At 49.0% G+C, this 22,394-nt stretch carries 15 protein-coding genes, 1 tRNA gene, 1 pseudogene and 1 CRISPR repeat array; of the genes and pseudogenes, 7 read left to right on the top strand and 10 right to left on the bottom strand.

Translation table 11 applies throughout. From position 1 onward, the window contains the following. The first annotated feature begins 1 nt into the window (after position 1). Both QUD54_RS05165 and QUD54_RS05160 read left to right on the top strand, forming a co-directional pair. A complete protein-coding gene (locus QUD54_RS05165) occupies positions 2–529 on the top strand; it encodes a hypothetical protein (protein ID WP_286337887.1) in 528 nt (175 codons plus the stop codon). Next, positions 526–1,083: a hypothetical protein gene (locus tag QUD54_RS05160; protein WP_286337886.1), complete on the top strand. Its 558-nt coding sequence runs from the start codon at positions 526–528 to the stop codon at positions 1,081–1,083. Before QUD54_RS05165 ends, QUD54_RS05160 begins: the two co-directional genes overlap by 4 nt. Here QUD54_RS05160 and tilS read toward each other — a convergent pair. After that, positions 1,029–2,021, bottom strand: coding sequence for a tRNA lysidine(34) synthetase TilS (tilS, locus tag QUD54_RS05155; protein ID WP_286337885.1), 993 nt, complete (start codon positions 2,019–2,021; stop codon positions 1,029–1,031). The two genes, QUD54_RS05160 and tilS, sit on opposite strands and share 55 nt — an antisense overlap. Before the next feature lie 7 nt (positions 2,022–2,028). Next, on the bottom strand, positions 2,029–3,342 hold the full coding sequence (gene rimO / locus QUD54_RS05150; RefSeq protein ID WP_286337884.1) for a 30S ribosomal protein S12 methylthiotransferase RimO: 1,314 nt from the start codon (positions 3,340–3,342) through the stop codon (positions 2,029–2,031). Positions 3,343–3,460: 118 nt separating this feature from the next. Between rimO and QUD54_RS05145 the strand changes: the two genes are divergently transcribed. From QUD54_RS05145 to QUD54_RS05135, 3 genes are all read left to right on the top strand, one after another. After that, a complete protein-coding gene (locus tag QUD54_RS05145) occupies positions 3,461–4,171 on the top strand; it encodes a DUF481 domain-containing protein (RefSeq protein ID WP_286337883.1) in 711 nt (236 codons plus the stop codon). Positions 4,172–4,382: 211 nt separating this feature from the next. Then, entirely contained in the window at positions 4,383–5,567 is a 1,185-nt protein-coding gene (locus QUD54_RS05140) for an ATP-binding protein (protein WP_286337882.1), read from the top strand. Continuing rightward, positions 5,564–5,800 carry a hypothetical protein gene (locus QUD54_RS05135; protein ID WP_286337881.1) on the top strand — a complete coding sequence of 79 codons (237 nt, stop codon included), beginning with the start codon at positions 5,564–5,566 and terminating at the stop codon, positions 5,798–5,800. Before QUD54_RS05140 ends, QUD54_RS05135 begins: the two co-directional genes overlap by 4 nt. A 48-nt stretch (positions 5,801–5,848) precedes the next feature. Next, positions 5,849–10,298: a CRISPR direct-repeat array (repeat unit 29 nt; unit sequence GTTTCAATTCCCATAGGGTACATCAGAAT). A 134-nt stretch (positions 10,299–10,432) separates the two neighbouring features. Here QUD54_RS05135 and cas1 read toward each other — a convergent pair. Then, positions 10,433–10,822: pseudogene (gene cas1 / locus QUD54_RS05130) on the bottom strand (CRISPR-associated endonuclease Cas1); the annotation flags it as partial. Between the two features lie 65 nt (positions 10,823–10,887). Here cas1 and QUD54_RS05125 point away from each other — a divergent pair. After that, on the top strand, positions 10,888–11,289 hold the full coding sequence (locus QUD54_RS05125; RefSeq protein WP_286337880.1) for a DUF481 domain-containing protein: 402 nt from the start codon (positions 10,888–10,890) through the stop codon (positions 11,287–11,289). 115 nt (positions 11,290–11,404) lie between these two features. On the opposite strand, the gene QUD54_RS05120 is transcribed toward QUD54_RS05125, so the two are convergent. The 4 genes from QUD54_RS05120 to QUD54_RS05105 all read right to left on the bottom strand — a co-directional run bounded on the left by QUD54_RS05120 (position 11,405) and on the right by QUD54_RS05105 (position 18,382). Beyond that, a complete protein-coding gene (locus QUD54_RS05120; RefSeq protein WP_286337879.1) occupies positions 11,405–15,043 on the bottom strand; it encodes a lamin tail domain-containing protein in 3,639 nt (1,212 codons plus the stop codon). Positions 15,044–15,212: 169 nt separating this feature from the next. Continuing rightward, complete coding sequence (locus QUD54_RS05115) at positions 15,213–15,734, bottom strand: archaeosortase/exosortase family protein (RefSeq protein WP_286337878.1); 522 nt, start codon at positions 15,732–15,734, stop codon at positions 15,213–15,215. Next, positions 15,731–18,061, bottom strand: coding sequence for a PKD domain-containing protein (locus QUD54_RS05110; protein ID WP_286337877.1), 2,331 nt, complete (start codon positions 18,059–18,061; stop codon positions 15,731–15,733). The genes QUD54_RS05115 and QUD54_RS05110 overlap by 4 nt, the downstream gene beginning before the upstream one ends. A 42-nt stretch (positions 18,062–18,103) precedes the next feature. Further along, positions 18,104–18,382 carry a hypothetical protein gene (locus QUD54_RS05105; RefSeq protein WP_286337876.1) on the bottom strand — a complete coding sequence of 93 codons (279 nt, stop codon included), beginning with the start codon at positions 18,380–18,382 and terminating at the stop codon, positions 18,104–18,106. A gap of 453 nt (positions 18,383–18,835) precedes the next feature. Between QUD54_RS05105 and QUD54_RS05100 the strand changes: the two genes are divergently transcribed. After that, on the top strand, positions 18,836–19,810 hold the full coding sequence (locus QUD54_RS05100; protein WP_286337875.1) for an IS30 family transposase: 975 nt from the start codon (positions 18,836–18,838) through the stop codon (positions 19,808–19,810). A 75-nt stretch (positions 19,811–19,885) separates the two neighbouring features. On the opposite strand, the gene QUD54_RS05095 is transcribed toward QUD54_RS05100, so the two are convergent. From QUD54_RS05095 to mraY, 3 genes are all read right to left on the bottom strand, one after another. After that, positions 19,886–19,961 (bottom strand) — tRNA-Phe (locus tag QUD54_RS05095). 36 nt (positions 19,962–19,997) lie between these two features. Beyond that, positions 19,998–21,239: a UDP-N-acetylmuramoyl-L-alanine--D-glutamate ligase gene (gene murD, locus QUD54_RS05090; protein WP_286338010.1), complete on the bottom strand. Its 1,242-nt coding sequence runs from the start codon at positions 21,237–21,239 to the stop codon at positions 19,998–20,000. After that, positions 21,239–22,303, bottom strand: a complete 1,065-nt coding sequence (gene mraY, locus QUD54_RS05085) for a phospho-N-acetylmuramoyl-pentapeptide-transferase (RefSeq protein WP_286337874.1) — start codon at positions 22,301–22,303, stop codon at positions 21,239–21,241. The genes murD and mraY overlap by 1 nt, the downstream gene beginning before the upstream one ends. Positions 22,304–22,394: the final 91 nt, after the last annotated feature.

Below are 22,394 nucleotides of genomic sequence, written 5' to 3'. Positions count from 1 at the left end.
CATGCGGTACAGTTTCATCCATCCCAAACCGAAACCCAGGATCGATCCCGAGAGCAGGATCCTGGCCATCTTCATCGTTGTAACGTTACTGCTGATTCTCGGTTTTTCCACATTCATCCTGCTCAAGAAACGTTCGATGCAGCATGAGATCGTGTCGATGCAGGAGCGGACCCGGCAGTTGCAGAGCCATAGTGCGAGGTTCAAAAAAGAGATAGCACGAATCGAAAAACTGGTTCGGAAATATGAAACGATCAGCACCAACAACACATTGCTGAAAGAGAGTATTCAGAATCTTTTCGATCTCGTTCCCGATCAGATCACGCTGACAAAGGCGATTTTGGACCGAAACGGCTTGGTTCTTTACGGCGTCACGCCTTCCAAAGATGTTTACAACTACCTTCTTCTGGCTCCGCTCAAATCGGTTTTTCAGAGGAATGTGACGACTTTTTATCCGTTGAAAAACGGCTGGTGGCGTTTCGTTTCGGTCAATGAGGGCAGTATCGAAACCGGAAGCGAGGTGGAAGAGTGAGCTTGAAGGAGATTCGACTTATCCGAATGCTGATGTGGATACTTCTCTATCTCGTCACGCTTTTTCTGCTCATCTTTCTTCTCGTGATTCCGGCGGTTAAAAGCTACAAGCGTGTCAACAAGAGCTACATCGAGACCAAAGCCTATTACATGAATGCACAGAACGGTTACGAGACGATCAACGACCGTCTCAAAGTGCTCAAAAGCAAACACCGAAAAGTTATCGAAGCCTTTGAAAACAGCTGGAACGAAGGGAAATTCATCGCCAAAGCGAAAGAGTACTTTCTACATATCGAACTGAAACCGGTCGATATCAATATAAGCGATACCCTGTTCAAAATTTATGAGATCAACGCCATGACGAAAATGGAGTCGCCTCAAAACTTTTATCGCTTCCTGGATGCCCTCCCCGAGATCCCTTTCGTTATTCAGGCCGATTTCCCCATCGCTTTCAAAGCGCATGGCGGTGATCAGATCGAAGGGGTTTTCCGCATCCGCGTTTATGAGGAGAAAAAAGAGAGCAATGCGTCCAGCCCATCGGTTTCGAAGAGGTAGGGACGGACCTTCTTTGGAATTTTCGCGACTCTGCACCTCTCTTTGAATGGTTTGGGCATCATAGCCTCTCTTCGGGGGGCGATCCAGATTCTTTCCGACTCCAGTTCCACAACCCATTTTCCGCCGACCACGACCGATTTTTTTTCGAGAATTTCATCTTTCTGTGCTTTCGAGAGAATGTAACCGTTCTCTTTCAATACCCTATCGATCTGCCGAATGGCCTGCGTATCTTCGAATGGGCGCGTTAAAAGGGTCAGCGCGTGGTGTCGAAAGAGAATCGCCGGTTCCGGAAGCAGTGCTCCTTTGTCTTCGAGCATGTATCTGAAACTGCGGGCGATTCCGTCACTGCATTCGCGCATCAAAAAGGCGGCGGCCTCCTGTCTGAAGCGGTTTCGTCTGAAGCGGGTGTCGATGTTGCTTTCATCGATGAAGTAGCGTATGGCATGCTCTTTCAGGTAACTCAGAAGTCTCTGTTTCGGCGTAAAAAGGAGCGGCCTGACCAGCGTATAGTGCCGGCGTTTCTCGACCGGTTGCATTCCCACGAATTCGGCTACCCCGCACCCCTTGCAGAGTTGCATCAATCCCCATTCGAGCAGGTCGTCGAGCTGGTGGGCCGTGATGAGGTTGTCGTAGCCGTGTTCTTCCATGAGTTTTTCGAAAAAGGCGTAACGGACACTGCGCGCCTGCCGCTCGAAATCGCCGCCCGAGAGTGGCTGCACCAGCGTGAAGGCTCTTTTTCGGTCGAGTGCGGCGAGTTTTTCGGCATACGCTTGCTCTTCATCGCTTTGGCCGCGTGTTTTGTAGTTGACGAGTGCGATATCGAAAGGGATCTTTTCCGCTTTCAGGAGGTGGTAGAGCGCCGTCGAATCGATGCCTGCCGAAAAGGCGAGCAGATTCTTGCCTCTTTCAAGCCGATCGAGGGCTTCAGGCTCCAACATCGGTTCGTCAGTCGGCGACGATGCGCCCGAGAAGCTGTCGCCCTACCAGTTCGGTCACTTCGACAGGGTAAGCGTTTCCGAATGTCACACCTTCGATTTCGCTGTCGTTGATCAGTACTTCTCCATCGATCTCCGGGGCCCACAGAAGTGGCCGGGCCGAAAGGAGAAAGTCGTGTTCTTCACTGGGGCCTTCGACGATCATCTCGACTCTTTTTCCGACCATTTTTCGCAAGGACGCTTCGGTGCTCTTTTTGACGATCTTTCCAAGTTTTTCGGCGCGTTTGTGGATGGTCTCGGCATCGATCTTCGGCGTCAGTTCGAAAGCGCTCGTCCCCTCTTCATCGGAATATTCGAAAATGTTGACACGATCGAAACCGAAATCTCCGATATAGTCGCACAGCGCCTGAAACTCCTCTTCGGTTTCGGTCGGGAAGCCGACGATGACACTGGTGCGTACAAAGCTCTCCGGTACGGCTTTCATGGCGTTCAGGAGCGTTTTGATCTTGTCGCTCCCGATGCCCCGTTTCATCGTTTTGAGCACACGTGGATCGATATGTTGGATCGGCATGTCGAAATAGTTCTGAAAAACTTTCGAAGCGGCGATCGTCTCGATCAGTTCCGGCGAGGTGGTGCTTGGATAGAGGTAGAGGATACGTGCGCTCTTGACGCCTTCGACCCCTTCGATCGCCCCGATCAGTTCGATGAGCCCGTCATCGGTCCCGAGGTCGCGCAGATAGCTGCTGGAATCTTGAGAGATGAAACTGAAGTCGAAGAAACCCCGGTCGACGAGGTGTTTCACCTCTTTGACGACGCTTTCGAGCGTACGGGAGTGAAGTTTGCCCTTGAAACCGGGAATGGCGCAGAAACTGCAGGTCTGGTTGCACCCTTCCGCGAGTTTGATGTAAGCGTGCGAACGCGATCCGGTGACGACACGTTCGTGGTTTTCGTCGGCCAGAAAGACGTGCGGCGTGAAACGGCTCTGGCGTTTGACGATCAGTTCGTCGATTTTGTCGTAGTCGCCGACACCCGTGAAGATATCCACCTCCGGCATCTCTTTTTGCAGTTCGGATTTGTAGCGTTCGCTGAGGCATCCCGCCATCACGAGAACGGAGTCCTCTTTCCGCTTTTCGTGAAGATCGAGTACGGTCTGGATGCTCTCCTCTTTCGCCGCATCGATGAATCCGCAGGTGTTGACGATGATGACATCGGCTTCATCGGGTGTATCGGTCATCTCGAATCTTTTCAGCCGGCCCAGCATCACTTCGGTATCGACAAGGTTTTTGGTGCATCCCAAAGAGACGATATGCAATTTTTTGTTCATATATTTTCCAGACTCTTTTTTTTCGAATTTTAACATAATCTGAAAAGCGTCCGACTTCGCGATAAGTTCACGAAGATTGTGTTAAAATCCGGTATTTTTTACAAGAGGAGTAATGAATATGAAAAGAGTGGCGCTAATCGCATTGGCAGGGTGTTCTTTATGGGCGGCAGAGCCGGCGGGAACCTTCAAGCAGTCGGTCGAACTGGGATACATCGGTTCGACGGGCAATACCGACAGCCAGTCCTTCAACGGTGTCTATAAAAACGACTACCAATACGACGAAAAGACGGACATGCATACGAAAGTGGATATCCTCTACGGTGAAAAGAGCGGAGAGAAGAGCGACGAGCGCTATCGACTCTTTTACGATGTCAACCACTACTACAACGGCGACGTTTTCACCTACGGCGAAGCGTCCGCTCTCAGAAATACGTTCGAGGGGTACAACCAGCAGTATAACTTCGGTGCCGGTCTCGGTTACAACATTTTCAAAGATGAGAAGCAGTTTCTCAAAGGCAAGGCGGGTCTGCAGTATCGACGTAGCAACTTCACGGACGAGCCATCCGACAACTTCTACTATCTCAAAGGCGGACTCGACTATACCTACAACATGACCAACGACAATCAGTTTACGGCCAAATGGGATGTTTTGGACAACTTGAAACGGGTCAAAGATGTCGAAACCGTCATCGATCTCGGATTGAAGATACTGATTGTCGACAAACTGTCGTTCCGCCTCGGGTTCGAGCTCAAATACGACAATGTCCCGCCTGTCGGAAAGAAAAAAACCGATACGACGACGACGGCAGGCATCGTCTACAGCTTCTAACCGGAACCGAAACTAAAACATAGACAGAGTGTTTTGCGAGAGAACAAAAACGATGCGATTGCATAGATGCATCGCATCGTTTTTCAGATATTTCTAGTACTCAGCAGCATAAAATATTTGATCTTCAAATCAAAATATGTTTATTTTGTTTGACATCTATATCAATTAAAAGTATAATTATTTTGATTTGCATATCAAACCAAGGCTTCAAATGTTGCAAGAGGCAAGAGAATTACAACAGCTACTTCTACAAAAAAAAATAGCAAGTTATAAACGATACTTCTTCGATAAAATTGATTTCGACAGATTGACAGGCATTATTGGAGCCAGAGGGGTTGGTAAAACCACTTTCCTTTTGCAATATATCAAAGAGTCAAAAATACCAAAGCACAAAAAGTTATATATCAGTGCCGACTCCATTACTATAGATTCTTTGTTCGATTTGGCACTTGCTTTTTCCAAAGAGCAAGGAGATCTTTTGGTCATCGATGAAATCCATAAATATCCAGGCTTTGAAACCGAACTAAAAAAGATATACGACTTTTTGGATCTGCAGGTGATCTTTAGTGGCAGTAGTGCCCTAAAAATAGATAATGCAAAAGCAGACCTTAGCAGAAGGGCAGTCATTTATGAAATTGAGGGACTTAGTTTCAGGGAGTTTATAGAATTAAAAAGCGGCATGAAACTGCCGAGTTTTAGCTTGGAGGACATCTTACAAAACCACATCGAAATAGCTACCGATTTATTAGACAAATTTAATAAAACAACTCTCTTTCAAGAGTATTTGCAATTTGGTTATTACCCATTTTATTTCGATAAAAAAAGCAACTACTATTTAAAGCTCAATGAAACGATAAACACCGTTTTAGAGGTGGATATTCCATCGATTTTCAACATCGAGTATCAAAATATACGAAATCTAAAAAAGCTCATAAGACTCATATGCGAGTGGCAACCATATACCCCAAACATCAAAGAGCTCCTTGCAAAAATGGAGATGGGTGAAGATTACAGAAGCCTCTATCGATATTTGGAGTATCTCAACGGAGCCAAAATTTTAAAAGTGATAAGAGCCAAAAGCAAAGGAGACAATATTTTTACCAAACCGGAAAAAATTTACCTAAACAATACAAACTTACACTACAGCTATTGCGACAAAGCTCAAATTGGCACAATAAGAGAAGTGTTTTTCGCAAGTATGCTGTTTGAGCACACACTCTCAATTCCCAAAAAAGGTGATTTTTTAGTAGATGATACATACCTGTTTGAGATAGGAGGCAAACGTAAAAGTTTCAAGCAGATAAAAGATATGGAAAACTCTTTTGTGGCAGCCGATGACATAGAAATAGGCTCTGGCAACAAAATTCCTCTCTGGCTGTTTGGGTTTTTATATTGACTTCGCATATTCAATCCATAAGTGTAATCAAGCCGACATTTTTTATCCAATTCCCTGAGTATCTTCGAAAAGAGGAGCTGAAGGCGGCCCTGGCCTCCAGAGACTCCCGACGGATCGCCAAGGCGGAGGCGAGAGTCGCGGCATGGGAGAGAGGCAGAGGCGACATTCTCAGTGCCTCGTCCAACGCGCGCGATGCGATCAAGCAGAAGATCGCCCTGAACGAGCAGGTATAGGGTACATTAGAATAAGGGGCATAAAATCGCGGTGCTTGCATACTGGTAGTTTCAATTCCCATAGGGTACATCAGAATCATGGGCACACGGCTTCTTAGGCTTGCGTGGCAGGTTTCAATTCCCATAGGGTACATCAGAATGTACGCCGCTAATCACATACCCACATATCTGAAACAAGTTTCAATTCCCATAGGGTACATCAGAATGGGGTAGAATCGACGTTCTTCACTCCACCCATACTGTTTCAATTCCCATAGGGTACATCAGAATGCTTTGCCCCCTCCGGTGCCATGTTATATCGTCCTGGAGTTTCAATTCCCATAGGGTACATCAGAATAGCGGCCCGAATCCCCCTCCCCCTGCTTCCTTCGTTAGTTTCAATTCCCATAGGGTACATCAGAATTGGTTGGGTTAGCAATGTGTCTGGTTGCGGTCCTGAGTTTCAATTCCCATAGGGTACATCAGAATACACTGCCACAAAAAAGACCCGTGTAACAAGTGGTTTCAATTCCCATAGGGTACATCAGAATGGAGACGGCACGTTCGACATCCAGCTCATCGTCGAGTTTCAATTCCCATAGGGTACATCAGAATATGTCTGTGCAGATGCTATATTACAATTCAGTGTTAAGTTTCAATTCCCATAGGGTACATCAGAATTGATATGAGTGGCGTGTCGTGATGATATACCGTGGTTTCAATTCCCATAGGGTACATCAGAATCCAAGAGACGAGCCGAGCAGGATCAAAATCAAAGTTTCAATTCCCATAGGGTACATCAGAATCCAACTACCCTGAGAACCTCATCGACGCGTACATGTTTCAATTCCCATAGGGTACATCAGAATAAACAGCAGTGTCAGCGAATGCGGAAGTTACAGCGTTTCAATTCCCATAGGGTACATCAGAATGGAAATCGAGCTGAATGGCAAACACGTTGAGAAGAGTTTCAATTCCCATAGGGTACATCAGAATCAACTCGATTTTGATGCCGAGTTTCGCGGCTTCTGGTTTCAATTCCCATAGGGTACATCAGAATAAAGATTGGGGTATTCGCATGATGTTGAAAAAACGTTTCAATTCCCATAGGGTACATCAGAATATTGTGCGATCTGCAAATCTCCGGCAGTGCCGTGTTTCAATTCCCATAGGGTACATCAGAATCCACGGCTCAAAGAGGCCTCCAACAGCTTCAGATGTTTCAATTCCCATAGGGTACATCAGAATGGAAAAAATGAAAAGAGTAACACATGAAGAGCTTGGTTTCAATTCCCATAGGGTACATCAGAATGCTTTTCGCTTTTGCAATGCCTGCCGGACCCGAAGTTTCAATTCCCATAGGGTACATCAGAATGTATAGTTGTGACAGTTGTGACAAAAAAAACAACGTTTCAATTCCCATAGGGTACATCAGAATCTGACGACGAGAAATTCGCTGATTTTTTCGAGTCAAGTTTCAATTCCCATAGGGTACATCAGAATCTTTTGTGAAAGGTGATTCGGCAAATTTATCCCAGTTTCAATTCCCATAGGGTACATCAGAATCACGACACTATCAACGGAATAGGAACAAGTGGCAGTTTCAATTCCCATAGGGTACATCAGAATGGAGCCGGCCCGGGCCGCCCGGGGGGCGTTGATGAGGTTTCAATTCCCATAGGGTACATCAGAATAAGCTACGTGATATGGCGTGATGGAACATGGCGGCGTTTCAATTCCCATAGGGTACATCAGAATTATTTCCATGTCACCCCTCCCACTTGATAGCCTCGTTTCAATTCCCATAGGGTACATCAGAATAGCAGTTGTCGAAAATTTTCAATCGATTACAGCAGTGTTTCAATTCCCATAGGGTACATCAGAATTTACACCTTTGAAACCGTACTTTTTGCACCACTTCGGTTTCAATTCCCATAGGGTACATCAGAATATTGTTGCGAAGCAAAACTTTTATCTCGTTCGGAGTTTCAATTCCCATAGGGTACATCAGAATAGTGGGGATTATGTCGTATACAATCGCAAACCTGTGTTTCAATTCCCATAGGGTACATCAGAATATAGTTTCGCTTGTGAGATTGAGATCGAGGAAAACAGTTTCAATTCCCATAGGGTACATCAGAATTCACGGCGTATTCGTTATCGCTCTTCCACCGCTCTGGTTTCAATTCCCATAGGGTACATCAGAATTGGTCGACACGGCCGCGAAGCCTGGCATATGTCGAAGTTTCAATTCCCATAGGGTACATCAGAATTTTGTTCCCATACCCAACCGCACGATTGTGTAGGAGTTTCAATTCCCATAGGGTACATCAGAATTTTATACGGTACATGGGATTCAATAGCCCCGTGGAAGTTTCAATTCCCATAGGGTACATCAGAATTTTTCGGCGATGTGACGCTTCCGCCACCTTCAGCGTAGTTTCAATTCCCATAGGGTACATCAGAATCAACTGGTCTTCTTTCTCACGGATTATGGAGTCTAGTTTCAATTCCCATAGGGTACATCAGAATTTCCGCGAGGCGCTGCGACAGCGCGGCATCATTCTGGGTTTCAATTCCCATAGGGTACATCAGAATTGAAACAAAGCGAAAAAACCGTGTCGCTATTGTCGTTTCAATTCCCATAGGGTACATCAGAATCCTGTCGATCATGGTTGTAGGAACGTGAAACCAGGTTTCAATTCCCATAGGGTACATCAGAATCGATATACGACACAAAAAGGAGGCAAAATGAGACTGTTTCAATTCCCATAGGGTACATCAGAATGCAGGAAGCATATGACTTTCTTATGTTTATAGCGAGTTTCAATTCCCATAGGGTACATCAGAATCTACTCATCGTGGACTATCAATGGCAAAAAATTCCGTTTCAATTCCCATAGGGTACATCAGAATTGACGGAGAGCGGAAATCCGCTCCACAGCGAAACGTTTCAATTCCCATAGGGTACATCAGAATAAGATAACCTTATGAAGGCGTTTAAAGAAGAGTAGTTTCAATTCCCATAGGGTACATCAGAATTGTGTGTATCGTCCGTTGAATATCCGCTATTCGTAGTTTCAATTCCCATAGGGTACATCAGAATTTTACTTTTTTCCTTAAACCACAAAAAAGTGTCACGTTTCAATTCCCATAGGGTACATCAGAATACAGAGAACTTTGAATCATTCAAGGTTCACACTGGGTTTCAATTCCCATAGGGTACATCAGAATTCCGTGTTCGTGTCCGTGTCCGTGTCATGATGCGGTTTCAATTCCCATAGGGTACATCAGAATTCGGTGGGTTGGAGATAGACGAGCTGCAAGCCGTTAGTTTCAATTCCCATAGGGTACATCAGAATAGATGTCGGAATTGAAGTCGTGATATAATGTCGGTTTCAATTCCCATAGGGTACATCAGAATTCCGATAGCCGATTTACCTTCATCTACCAACCATTCGTTTCAATTCCCATAGGGTACATCAGAATCCAAACGGCTCAAGGCCGAACACCCGGAGATCGATGTTTCAATTCCCATAGGGTACATCAGAATTTACAATTTGTAGATTTTAGGTTTAAGGAAACCTGTTTCAATTCCCATAGGGTACATCAGAATCAGGCGGTCCTTGTAGTAGGTCGTGTCGATCAGATAGTTTCAATTCCCATAGGGTACATCAGAATCAGAACCTACGGCGAAGAGCTTGTCTATCGCTTGAAGTTTCAATTCCCATAGGGTACATCAGAATGGATGCAGCTCGATGATCGCGCGAGCGATCGCGAAAGTTTCAATTCCCATAGGGTACATCAGAATATGAAGAATGGCAGGAAGATTATGAAAATTCATCGGGTTTCAATTCCCATAGGGTACATCAGAATTTACCTAATGCTACATCTTTCGCCAATTTCGCCAGTTTCAATTCCCATAGGGTACATCAGAATCCTTCGTGATCGATGTCTATTGTGTACTCACGAAGGGTTTCAATTCCCATAGGGTACATCAGAATAAAAGAATGGCCCGTTACTTACGGCTGGGGAGCTTAGTTTCAATTCCCATAGGGTACATCAGAATTTGCGTATCTTTGATATATTGCCATTGTTCTGGAGTTTCAATTCCCATAGGGTACATCAGAATCCCCCTCTCCCGCGTATCGGTTGAGGCTCTGCTAGTTTCAATTCCCATAGGGTACATCAGAATTTTAACGATTATGACGATCTGGGATATATCGAAGAGTTTCAATTCCCATAGGGTACATCAGAATCGGATCCGAAACACAAAGACAAATACCGGGTTATCTCGTTTCAATTCCCATAGGGTACATCAGAATGTCATGGCGGACGATGTGGACGCGTCAGCAGGCGAGTTTCAATTCCCATAGGGTACATCAGAATACATTACGGAGCGATACCTGCGCAGAGCCTGATCTGTTTCAATTCCCATAGGGTACATCAGAATGTATAGCGAGGGACTATGAAATTTAGGATTTTCGGACGTTTCAATTCCCATAGGGTACATCAGAATAGCAAGCTATTCCCCATAATTATAGCACTTTTCAAGTTTTTGTCTTTAAGAGAATCCCTGAAACAATGCTTAATTTTTAAAAAAGTGTTTACGGAACCCGATTTCAAGGGTATGAATTATTCTTAAAAAACACTTTATCGATATTTTTCGTAAATGAAAGGTTGATATGCATCGAATTCGCATATACAACGTTTAACATGGTTGACTTCTCTTCGTATCACCTGGCGCCAAGTCAAACGTTGGGTGCCGATTTTGATCTGTTCGGTCAGTTTCCCGATCATGGCTGTTTCGATGGTTTTGATCGCTTCGTTGGTAAAGCGGATTAGTCCGGCATCCGTTTTGAAAGATTTGGCGGTGATCTGCTCACGATTGAGAAGGGTGAAAATCAGGTTGTCTCCTAAGACGGGTTTGAAAATTTCGACGATATCCAGATGCTGGCTCAGCGCTCTGTAGTTGGGCTCATGTAGAAAACCGATCCTGGGATCGAGTTCCGTTTTGTAGGTTTTACTGAGTACGACATTGTAATATGTTTAGTGACCCCCCCCAGACCACCTGCACAATGTATAATACATGAGACAGGAGAGAGAAAATGGGAGAGTCACAACCAGAAATTAAACGGATGACCGCCAAGAAGAAGGCGGAACTCGTGATGGATATATTCCAGGGTAAAACGACAGTGGCGGAAGTGTCGCGTAAGTACGATTTGACACCGGCGCAGATCGAGGAGTGGATGGAGGAAGCGTGTCGCGGTATGGAGAACCAGTTGCGTGCCCGCCCCAAAGAGAATCAGTTTACGGCCACATGGGATGTTCTCGACAATTTGAAACGGGTCAAGGATGTCGAAACCGTCATCGATCTCGGATTGAAGATGCTGATCGTCGATAAGCTGTCGTTCCGCCTCGGGTTCGAGCTCAAATACGACAACGTCCCGCCTGTCGGAAAGAAAAAAACCGATACGACGACAACGGCAGGCATCGTCTACAGCTTCTAACCGGATAACCGGAATGCAAAACGGTGGATACCGGACCGGCAGCAGTGTCAACTTCGTCTGTCGTCTGGGGCGACCCTCCGATTGCCGGGCCGCCGGCAAGTGCGCTGTGTGGCACTCAGTAGATGAAACTGGAGTGCAACACCCCTTCCCTGTTCACGAGCAAAACCGTATCGCCACGATTGTTCCAGATGGCCGCACGCCGGCCTATGTAAAACTCTGTGGCGGTGTCGGTGCCTTTTCCCGTGACGACTCTCACCGTCGCCCCCGGTTCGACCACCGTACCTTCCGGAAAGACGAAAATATGCTCTTTGGCATCCGACAAGGTCCATCCACCGATGTTCAGGGGTTTGTCGCCACGGTTGACGAAAGTGACGTACTCCTCTTTGGTGTAGAGATGATCGTTCTTGCCGGGGACTTCGAACTGTGAAAGGGTCCGGTCGACCTGCAAGGCGTTCGGCAGGGTGGCCAAGGGGTCCAAAAAGAAAGTGGTTGAACGCCTGTTGTCGCCAGTCCTTTTTCCGGAGTGGGGCATGTGTCTCGGCCCTCTTCTCAAAGCCGAAGGGATGGTATTGGTGACGGAGCATTCGATGACATTGAGTCCCGGCCTGAGGCCACTTTGGGGGTAGCGGAGCGTTTTGCTGAAGAGAATGCCGTTTTCGTGTTCTTGCCAGTCGCTTTTTCGGGTTTTCAACTTTTTTCCATTGATATGGATCAAGATCCGATCCCAGCCGTTAGGGCTCACCATCTCCAACGTTCCATGTTCGATAAAGATGGAGAGGGGAACTTCGGCGCCATGCATGTAAAGATGCCTGCGATCTACGGTGTTCACTGGTGAAAGTATCGTGGCCTCTATGGTGCGATAAGCATCCTCTCGCAATTTGTGAGTGGTTTCCAAACGGTTTCGGTTCTCTTCATGGGTCGTTCGTTTGCTTCGAAGCTCTTCTTCGTTTTGTATGGCTGATTCGAAGGCGGGCACTCCTGCAACGATGAGTGCGGAAAGGGTCTTGCCGATGTTCTCCGGTGTCAAAGGATATTGCAACGTGGCGCCGCCGCATAAGTCCTGGAAAGTCTTTTCGATCTTGGCCGCCAGGCTCGTTTCGATGTCCGAAAGGGTGGTTTCCGCATCCAAAAGGGTGTCGATGAGTGACGAAGCCTCTTCGGCGGCCGCTTTGACGAGAGGTTCCGTCAGGATCAATCCTTCTTCGATGACAGGGGACAAAAAGAATTCTGTCGCGGGCCATGCCATTTCGAAAGCACTCCGGCAAAGGTCGTTTTCGCATATTTTGAGAGCCATGACATGTATGGCGTTGAGGGCGTTTTCCAGAAGTTCGTCGGATTCGAGGTAGTTTTTCAGATCATTCAATTGTCGACTCAGATCTTCCAGGCTGGCCCTTAACACATTTTCGAGCTCTTCGACCTGTCGCTCCAGATTTTCGACGATGATCCGAAGTTGCCCTACGAGGCTTTCCAGCTCTTCTGCCGTCTCTTCGAGCCGCTCTCTGGCCTCTTCGTAAGCGTCCGTCGAAAGAGTGAGGAAAAAAGTCGAGAGGATCGAGGGCAGGCGGTTTAACAACAGGGTGATCTGATCGACCAGAACTTCGCCATAGAGAATGTTGAGTGCCTGAAGGGTTTGCTGGTTCGGCACCATGTTGCACTCCATGACCCACTCCAGGTAGGCTTCGATGGACTGGGATTCGAAAAACTTCGGAAGCATCTCTTTGCCGACCAGTGCGGTTTCGAGGAGCTGACGCCTCTGGGATTTTCTTGCCTGAGACCAAACCTCTTCGCCCTGGAGCCTTTTGGCCAGGGTAAAAAGGTCGATCAGCAACCGTTTCGTCGCTTTCTCGGCCTGCTCTTCCTGCACGAGCCCTGCACTTAGTTTTTCTGACATCTCCGAGGCGAGGTGCAGCAGTGGCGTCTCTTTTTCCTCTTTCAGCCGCTCTATGAGTGTGTCGAGGGCTTTGACGATCTCGTTGTCCACATGCTCTTGCAGCATGAATGCGAAGGTGAGGGTCGATTTGGCGACGATACGGTAGAAAAGCACGCTCAATGCCTGTCGAAAACGCTCCTCGTCGAAATCGCCCGAATGCATGACCAGCAGGTCGATCTGATTTAGCAAAAAACTGTTTGCCAGGTGTAGGGAGGGAAGCACGGTATACCTCATGTACTCTTTGACAAAAGGGTCTTCGGACTCCAAAAGGCGGGTTTGGGTCAGAAGTTCGTGTTCCGTTCTTTCCAAAAAAGCTTTGAGTGCGTCGCGCAGGCGGCCATAGAGCTGGGTGTCGGTCAGGTTTCCTCCGATGCGCGCGTACAGTAGCGCGGAGACGAGCGTGCCGGGGCTTAGATGCAGGGTGCTTGTTAGGATCTCCATCAGAGGCTGCCACTCCTCGGGAAGATCGTTCGGGAGGGTTTCGTGAATCGTCCGGGTGGCCAGATAATCGATGGCCAGGGAGACAGGTATGGTGGAAAGGGGTTCTTCGATCTCCATCGCGCTGACAAGTTCTCCGATGACCATGACCGGAGCATCGGGCAAATCCAGGCTTTGCTCTTTCAATTTTTTGTCGGGTTTCTTATCGCTCAAAGCGTGAAGGATCGCCACACTGCACCATAGAATCGTCAACGGTTCTCTCAAGTTCCGTCGTGCTTCGGGTAAAAGTTGGTCCATGATGTCGGCCGCTTCCGTAACGATGGCGTTGATCTCGGCAAAATCGTTGAATTTTTCACCCTCGATCCGTTCCGCGATCTCGAGCAGCGACGCTTTGATCGTACTTTTTTGTTCGGTGGAATACCTGTCGGACGATAACAGCGCTTCGACGATGGCGTCGATAACCGTTTTGTTGATGGTCGTGATGTTCTCTTTGATCGCATGAAGGATCATGATGCGGTAACTGTCGAAAAGGGCTTCCAGCGCCTTTTTCGTCGCTTTCTCGTCCGGGGCACCGATCCAGGCCGAATGGATCTGCCAGGCGACGAAACCCAACCCTCCCAGTGCGAGAAAAGCGTAGGCGGCGATTTTCACGTTCGAGGCATATTCGGGATATTCCGAATCGAGCTTCATTTGAAGATAGGGAACGATATCCATTCCGACGTTTCTGAGAAAGCGTGCCGGGGATTTGATGCGTCCCGCAGCGAAAAAGTCGGCGCCGAACCCCACTTCAAGGCCGACATCGCCGCCGGCTTCGATGAAAAAACCGGAAGCGTCCGGGTCTGCGAACGTGCCGTAGATGTTGCAGTACCCTTGTGCCATGGCGGAGAAAGAGGCTTTGCCCCAGACACCGGCTTTGGCTTCCAGCTGCTGGAGAAAACGGTGGAATATCTTTCGTGCCAGAATGGCTTCGGCTGGGTCCATTCTCGATGCCGCTTCCACTTCGAAGAGCTGCATCAACTGATCGCTCTCCAGCCCAATGTCCAATCCTGCGGCGGCTTGTGCTTTCGCATAGGCTCCGACGTTGGCCAGAAGGCCGAACTCTTCAAAAAGGTCTGGCTTGAGTTGGGCCTGCAGCTTGATGCCGGCAGCGGCTTCGAGCTGTAAATTGGCGGCAAGGCGTAGAAAAATGGAAAGAGCCGCCTGCGCTTCGGCATCGAGATCCGCACCCAGGGCCAATTCTATCCCGTGGCACAGTTCCGCGTCGGCCGACAACCCGAGTCCTATCTCGTACCCGGCATTCGCGCGCAGCCATTCGATCCCCTCCCATTCTTTGGTTGTATCGACATCGTCTTTGAGTGAAAAGATCTGATAATTTCCGTCTGCCATGGTTTCCTTCCCTTTCGATACGTTTTTTTTTATAGTAGTACGGAGGTGTTGCAAAAGTGTTGCATTCTGGCAATGCGTGGTAAAAGGGGAGAGGAAAATGATGGATTGTGGTAAAAGTGGAGCTGCGCATCGCGCTGTAACGCTGAAAAAACGATGCCTCTGTCGAGCGTCATGCCCACCTGTTTATCGGCGGTACCGCACCTCCGCTCGAAAAAAGAAAGAGAGAGTAAAACAGTGCAAGCGACAAGAGCGAAGGGATCGTCAGGATGTCATGAATCGCTTCAAAGCCGCTCGGAAAGTTTTTCAGAACCCATCCCAGGATGACGATACGCAATAGGTTTATCATCGCTGCCACCAGTACCCCCGCTGCGATCCAGAGCACTTTGCGAAGGGGGGTGACCCTGGCGGTCGCTGCGATCGCACATGCCAGTATCAAGGTCACATCCACACCATTGCAAAGCCACGCCAATTCCATCGAACCATTCGCAAGGATGATGGTGGCGTGTGACACCTTCCCTTCGATTCCCAGCAAGCCAAGCAAATGGGAGGCGGTGCGTGCCAGAAAGGGGGAGTAGGTTGCATCGATCGCTTCGCGTAATACGGTCCCGTGTACCAGCACCAGCATCCCCATGGAAAGTGCGGCGAAATGGAGCGCACTTTTTCCGAAGATGGGAGTTTTGACTTTCGTCACGAGACTCTTCTCCTCTCAGCAAGCCGTACCAATCCTATCAAGAGGAGTGCCCAGAGCATCAACACTCCACCATTCGCCAAAGGAATGCGGTGATGTCTCTTTCCGGCCGTATCGACACGGATCGTTACCGTTTCGGATTTCGTTTCGGCCCCATCGTCGTCCCGAACCGTCACGGTCACGGCATAATGACCGGCTGTTTCGAACGTATGGGAGATACGCCCCGATCCACTGGTTTCGTCCACGATTCCGTCACCATCGAAATCCCATCCATAGGAAACGATTTTCCCGTCCTTGTCGTTGGCGACACATTCGAATTCGACGCTCAAAGGGGCTTTTCCTCTCGTTGGCTCGGCGGTCAGCACCGTGATTTCTGGTGCCCGGTTGGGTGGTGCCACCCGCAAGGTGAGGGTGGAGGGGACGGAACGGACGCCCAGGTCGTCTTTTACGGTGACGGTTGCGTTGTACTCGCCCGCCTTGTCATAGATAAAAGAGATGGTACCGCCGGTTGTTACGTTATCCACGGTTCCATCGCCGTCGAAGTCCCACTCGTAAGCGCCGACAGTGCCGTCGGGATCGTGGGCCCGACACTCGAACGAGACTTTCAGCGGTGCTTTTCCTTCTCGTGTGTCGGCCTCGAATGCGTCGATAACCGGGGGTTGCGTGATTCGGATGGTGAGTGGGGCGGAGAGAGTGGTCAGGTTGTTGGTGTCGACCACTTCCACCGTCGCGTTGTATTCACCGGTGGCTGTGTAGGTATGGTCCACCCTCTCCTCTTGGGTTATGCGATCGATTCGTCCGTCATCATCGAAATCCCAGCGGTAGTAACGGATGGAGCCATGAGGATCGTGAGAGCGTGCTGAACATTCGAAGGTGACCGTCAACGGCACACCACCGGTTGCGGGAACGGCTCGGAAAGAGTCGATAAGGGGAGGACATTTTTTTCTGTCGGTGACTGCCGATTCGTCGAAAGTAAGATTCGCATCCCCAAGTGTGCCGGGTATGACCTTCCATGTCAAATTCACATCTCGCGATACTGTTCCACTTCTGCGAAGGGCCTGTACATCTCTGTCGGCCGAACACTCCGGAATCATTCCCTCTTCATCGAGTTTCAAAAGCCATAGATCCCCTCTGTCGGATCCTCCTGTCAGTATGCCGTCGGGCAGCGTTGCGACCGAATAGAACTCCTGATGAGTAGTTGCGGAGCCGTAGGCCTTCTGCCAGAGGATTTCACCCTCTTCATCCAGGGCGACAAGCCAGCCGTCGTTGGCGTTGTTATCGTTGAATCCTGATGTCCATCCAGCTACCAGGTAGCCTCCCGAAGGCAGGCGTGCGATATCGTAGCCTCTTGCCGTCAGCACAGTCAGCTTATCCGCCGAAATCGCGTCGGACCACAGAGTCGTTCCATTTTCGTCGAGTTTGATCGTTCGCAGATATGCGTAACTTCTACGAGTTCCGTTGCTGTCTTCGTAATATCCACCGTCGTATCCGGTCACGACCACGCTTCCGTCGTTTCCGGAAACCACCCTTTCCGCATACGTGTATGTATCGGAGCTTTTCGTTCCGTAGTGGGCGGTCGGAGAAACCTGTTTGCTCCAAAGCAGTGAACCGTTTTCATCCACTTTGAAGATCAACTGTCTATATTTCGGCCCTGCGCTACTGGTATCGCCCACAGCGACGAATCCGCCATCCGACGTCTCGGTCACTCCATGACATTTGTCGTCGTAGGGATCGTTCGAGTAGGATGCAGTGTCGTATTTTGTGCCGTATAGACCTCTCCAAAGCAGCTTTCCATCTTCGGATATCCGCAGCAAAAGCGCATCGCCATATCCACCTTTTTCCGTCTGTTCATATCCTGCAACGAGATATCCGCCCCCTTTCACGGGTGTGATGTCGTAAGCCATAGCATGCAGATTGTCCTGTGCGCTGGCGTAAGTCTGCCACACGACGTTCCCGCTTCCGTCGAATTTCACGATCCAGATGTCCGATGCTTTGTCATCATCCGTCTCCTTCGTGTTGGCGGCAATCACGTATCCGCCGTCGGGGGTGGGAGTACCGGCGAACGCTTCCCCGGCACCATGGGATCTCGCCCATACTATCCGGCCGTCTTCATCGAGCCGGAAAAGACCGATTCCAGGATTGTAATGGCGCAATAGCCAGTATCCACCATCGGATGCGGTGGCTATCCTCCTTCCATCACCTTTTAACGAAGCATTGCCACTTTTCAACCCTTCCGACCAGTAGGAGGCTGCCAGAGGATTGGCAGCCACAATCATAGCCGCGGTCACGGCGAATCGTCCGATTCCGCGGAACATTTTTGCTTTCGTCATATCTTCCTCCTATCATGGATCATCGAGCAAATTACAGTTTCATCACCTACAAGGAGTAGAAGCCTGTAAAAACTTTGCGATCAATGGCGATAGATAACCGATCTGTTTTTTTCTTTCGATGTCGACGAAGTTGAACTCTGTCGATTCAAGACGGCATACCACTTCAATCACAGGAGAGGCAAAAGCCAAACCCTGAACAAACCCCCTATTTTGAATGCCATTGATAGAGAACTCTAAAAGAACACAACAACCGTTTAAAACAGGTCGGCAATACGATAGGCCGCCACCATCCCGACTGTAACGATGAAACAGATATTTCATCCTTGAAACACTCCTGAACGAGCGCTTCAAGAATAAAATCATATTTTCACACTTTTTCTAAAAATGTATAACTATATTTATTTAATTATATTTTAATTAAACATATTATCACTCTTAAACGATAAAAAAATGATTAAATCTGTGATTATTATCATCGTTGATTCAAAAAATAAGTGCAGTTTTTTAGAGACGTATGAGCTACGATCGACTTGCTGCCGAGCGGACATGGTACTTGGCCGGAGACTAGAGGATATAAAAGAGATAGACTATGATGAAATTTTCTTTGTGAAGATGTTTGAGGATCAAGATAGAATTCTTGGGTCGAACTGGATGTATATATTTCGCCCATTCAACTTTAAAGTGCAACAGCAAGAAAATCAGAGGCGGATAATCAGAAGAGGTCAGCTGCGATAGAATAAGTAAGTGAGATTATCCGGCAAGATAAGGACACTTATGAGCTATACGCAGCTGACCTTGAAAGAACGATATCAGATCGAAGCTTTGAAAAAAGAGGGGTTGAGCCAAAGCGCCATCGCCAGACACATCGGCGTGCACCGTTCGACGGTGTGCCGGGAGCTGAAACGCAACAGCAGTCCAGGTGGTGAGTACATTGCGGAAAAGGCCGCCATCGAGGCACGGTTGCGGTATCAGTACAAGAAGAAGAACCGTCGCATGAGCCATAGTCACATACGCTACATCCGTCAACATCTGCAAGAGGGGTGGAGTCCCGAACAGATCAGCGGACGTATGCGGCTGGATGGACTCGATCCTGTGAGTCACGAAACGATCTACCGTTATGTCTACCGTGACCAGAAGCAGGGTGGTACGCTCTATCTCTTTTTGCGCCACAAACGCAAAAAGTACACCAGGCGTTCGGACAACTACGCCAAACGAGGGAGCATCAAAGGGCGAATCGGCATCGAAGCGCGTCCCGCCATCGTCGAGACCAAGCGCCGAGTGGGTGACTGGGAGGCCGACACGATCATCGGCAGAGGACACCATCAGGGGATTGTAACCCTGGTGGACAGGCATTCGAAATTCACGCTGATGAAAAAGGTCACCAGCAAAAGAGCCGATGACGTGACCCGGGCCATTCTCCACCTGCTCGAACCCGTCAAAGCCATCACCCGAACCATCACCAGCGACAACGGCAAGGAGTTCGCTTACCACGCTCTCATCAGCGAAAGGCTAAAGAGCGGCTTCTTCTTCGCCCGTCCCTACCACTCCTGTGACAGAGGACTCAACGAACATACCAATGGATTGATACGAGAATACTTTCCCAAGCACAAGGCTTTCGAAGAGATTACGGACAAAGAGGTGGTGGCGGTGCAAAACCGGTTGAACCACCGACCCAGGAAAGTGTTGGGCTACAAAACGCCGGCTGAAGTTTTCTTCGCTAAAATGGCAGTCGCTTATTCTGTGGCTTGATCGGTGGTGTTGCAGTCTCTGGTTGAATGGGCGTTTCGATTTCGTTGATGTTTCAAATGCAGAATAGAAAAGAGGTGGTGGCCAGAGGCAGAATCGAACTGCCGACACGCAGATTTTCAGTCTGCTGCTCTACCGACTGAGCTATCTGGCCGCCTTTTGAGTGGTCGAAATTATAGAAGAATTACGCTTAAAAACTGCTGACGATTTCTTTGAAAAGATTTCCCCGTTCGGCATAGGATGAAAATTGGTCCAGGCTGGCCGCTGCGGGGGAGAGGAGGGCGACGGCGTCACGCGTATGGATTTTGTCGATCGCGGTGACGGCATGGTCAAGGGTTTCGGTTACGATGCACCGGAGGGCGTGTCTGTCGGCGAGATCGGCGATTTTTTCACTGTTTTTTCCGATGGCGAAGATGGCCACGTCGTAAGATTTCAGCGCGTCGAAAAGTGGGGTGAGGTCGACTCCTTTGTCATCGCCTCCGAGGATGAGAAAGATTTTTCTCTTTTTGAATGGTACCAGTGCCTGGATCGTCGCATCGATATTGGTCGCTTTGGAATCGTTGATCCATAGCCTGTCACGGCTGTCGACGATCTTCTCTTGGCGGTGCGGATCGAGCCTGAAGGCGTTGATCTTCTCATAATCGATTTCGTCGAAAAGGATTTTCGATACGCCGAGTGCGAGCAGGGCATCGAGTAAAAAGGCTCCTTCGAAACGGATCTTTCTGGGGTCGATGCCAAAATATTCCGCCAGATCGCCGACCGATGTGTAGGGAATTTTGAAACCGTCGGTTGGCCGGCCGGCAAACATTTCTGGAAGCAGAATCGCCTCCCCTTCCCGCATCCGCTTTAGTGGAGAGAGCTTGTCGGAAATGTATCCCTCTTCGCCGCCATGCCACGCGAGATGGTCGGGCGTGACCGGCAGCAGCAGGTAGAGGTCGGGTTTGGCATATTTGGTGTAATGGAGGGTGAACGAACTGGTTTCCAGAATCCAGATCGGAGCGTCGGGATCCATTTCGGCCAGCGGTGTCCCGATGTTTCCGCCGCTGACAGCCCCTCTATGGGACAACAGGTGGGTAATCATCTGTGTCGTCGTGGTTTTGCCGTTGGTGCCTGAAATCCAGATGGTATAAGGAGTGTTGAGTATTGAGTGCTGAGTGTTGAGAAATTTTTTTCCGTGATTCGAAAGAAACAGGTCGTATTCGCTGATGAGGTTTTTGGCTTTTTGGATGAGCGGGTGGTTTGGTGGGAATCCGGGGCTCGGGATTTCGACACCGCTCTTGTCGGGATCGAAGAGCGATGGGGGCATCAAGAGGTTGCCGTCGTCGTCTTTGTGTGGGACGGTGACTTTGTCGTCGAAAAAGGTGCAAGGGCCGAACCGTTTGGCGATGGCCCGCGTCGTTTTTGCGTATCCGAAAAGCGTGATGCGTGCCATCATCGGATCTTCAGTGTGATGAGTGCCAAAAGGTTGGCGATGAAGGCGATGATCCAAAATCGTACGATGATCTTGTTCTCCGCCCACTGTTTCATCTCGAAATGGTGGTGGATCGGTGCCATCAGGAAGATCCGCTTGCCACGCAGTTTGTAGCTGCCGATCTGCGCGATGACAGAAACCGTTTCGATGACGAAGATCGCACCGATGAGAATGAGCAGGATTTCACTTTTGCCAAGAATCGCCATATAACCCAAAAAAGCACCGACGGCGAGGCTGCCGCTGTCGCCCATGAAGACTTCGGCCGGGTTGCAGTTGTACCACAGAAAACCGATGAGTGCGCCAATGAGTGCCGATGCGACGACCGCCACTTCCCCCACGCCGATGACTTTCGGCCAGAGCAGGTAGTGGCTGAGGACCGCGTTGCCGGTGACGTAGACGATGACACCGAGCGAAAAGAGGGCGAAGACGGATGGGACGGTGGCAAGGCCGTCGAGGCCGTCGGTGAGGTTGACGGCATTGCTCGCCGCGACGATGACGAGCGCCCAGAAAAGGACGGCTCCCCACTGCATGTCGAAGAGCGGAAACTTGACGAAAGGCACGTAAAATTCGGTATTGAAACCGATGATGCCAAGCAAGAAAGCGCCGATTCCCAGCCCCAAAAGAAGCTGGATGGCGAATTTCGCCCGAGCGGTGAGCCCTTTGAGGTTGTTGCCAGAAACGACTTTGCCGAGATCGTCGCCGAGCCCCAATGCGCAGAAACCGACAAGCGTCATGAGGCCGCCGATGATGTAGAGGTTGCTGAGGTTGGCGCTCAAGAGTGTCGCGACGACGGTGGAGAAGATGAAGACGACACCGCCCATCGTGGGTGTATTGCTCTTCTTCAAATGGGCTTTCGGGACGAATTTGTTGATTGGCTGGCTCGCTTTTTTCGTCTTCGCCCAGCTTATGAAAAGAGGCATGAGGTAGATGGTGAACACGAACGCGATGAAGAAGGCGAAACCGGCACGGACGGTGATGTATTGAAAAAGGTTGATATCGAGGTGTCGGTAAAACCAATAAAGCATTATTTTAAAACCTATATCGTTATGAATTTTTAGGAGCTTGAAAGCGGTATTTTAATATAGTTGCGCATAAAACAGTATAAATTTACCATAA

It is taken from the genome of Hydrogenimonas cancrithermarum, assembly GCF_030296055.1.
Classification (GTDB): Bacteria; Campylobacterota; Campylobacteria; order Campylobacterales; family Hydrogenimonadaceae; genus Hydrogenimonas; species Hydrogenimonas cancrithermarum.
The sequence above is the reverse complement of the archived record's forward strand: the minus strand, read 5'-3'. Positions and strand labels throughout refer to the sequence as shown.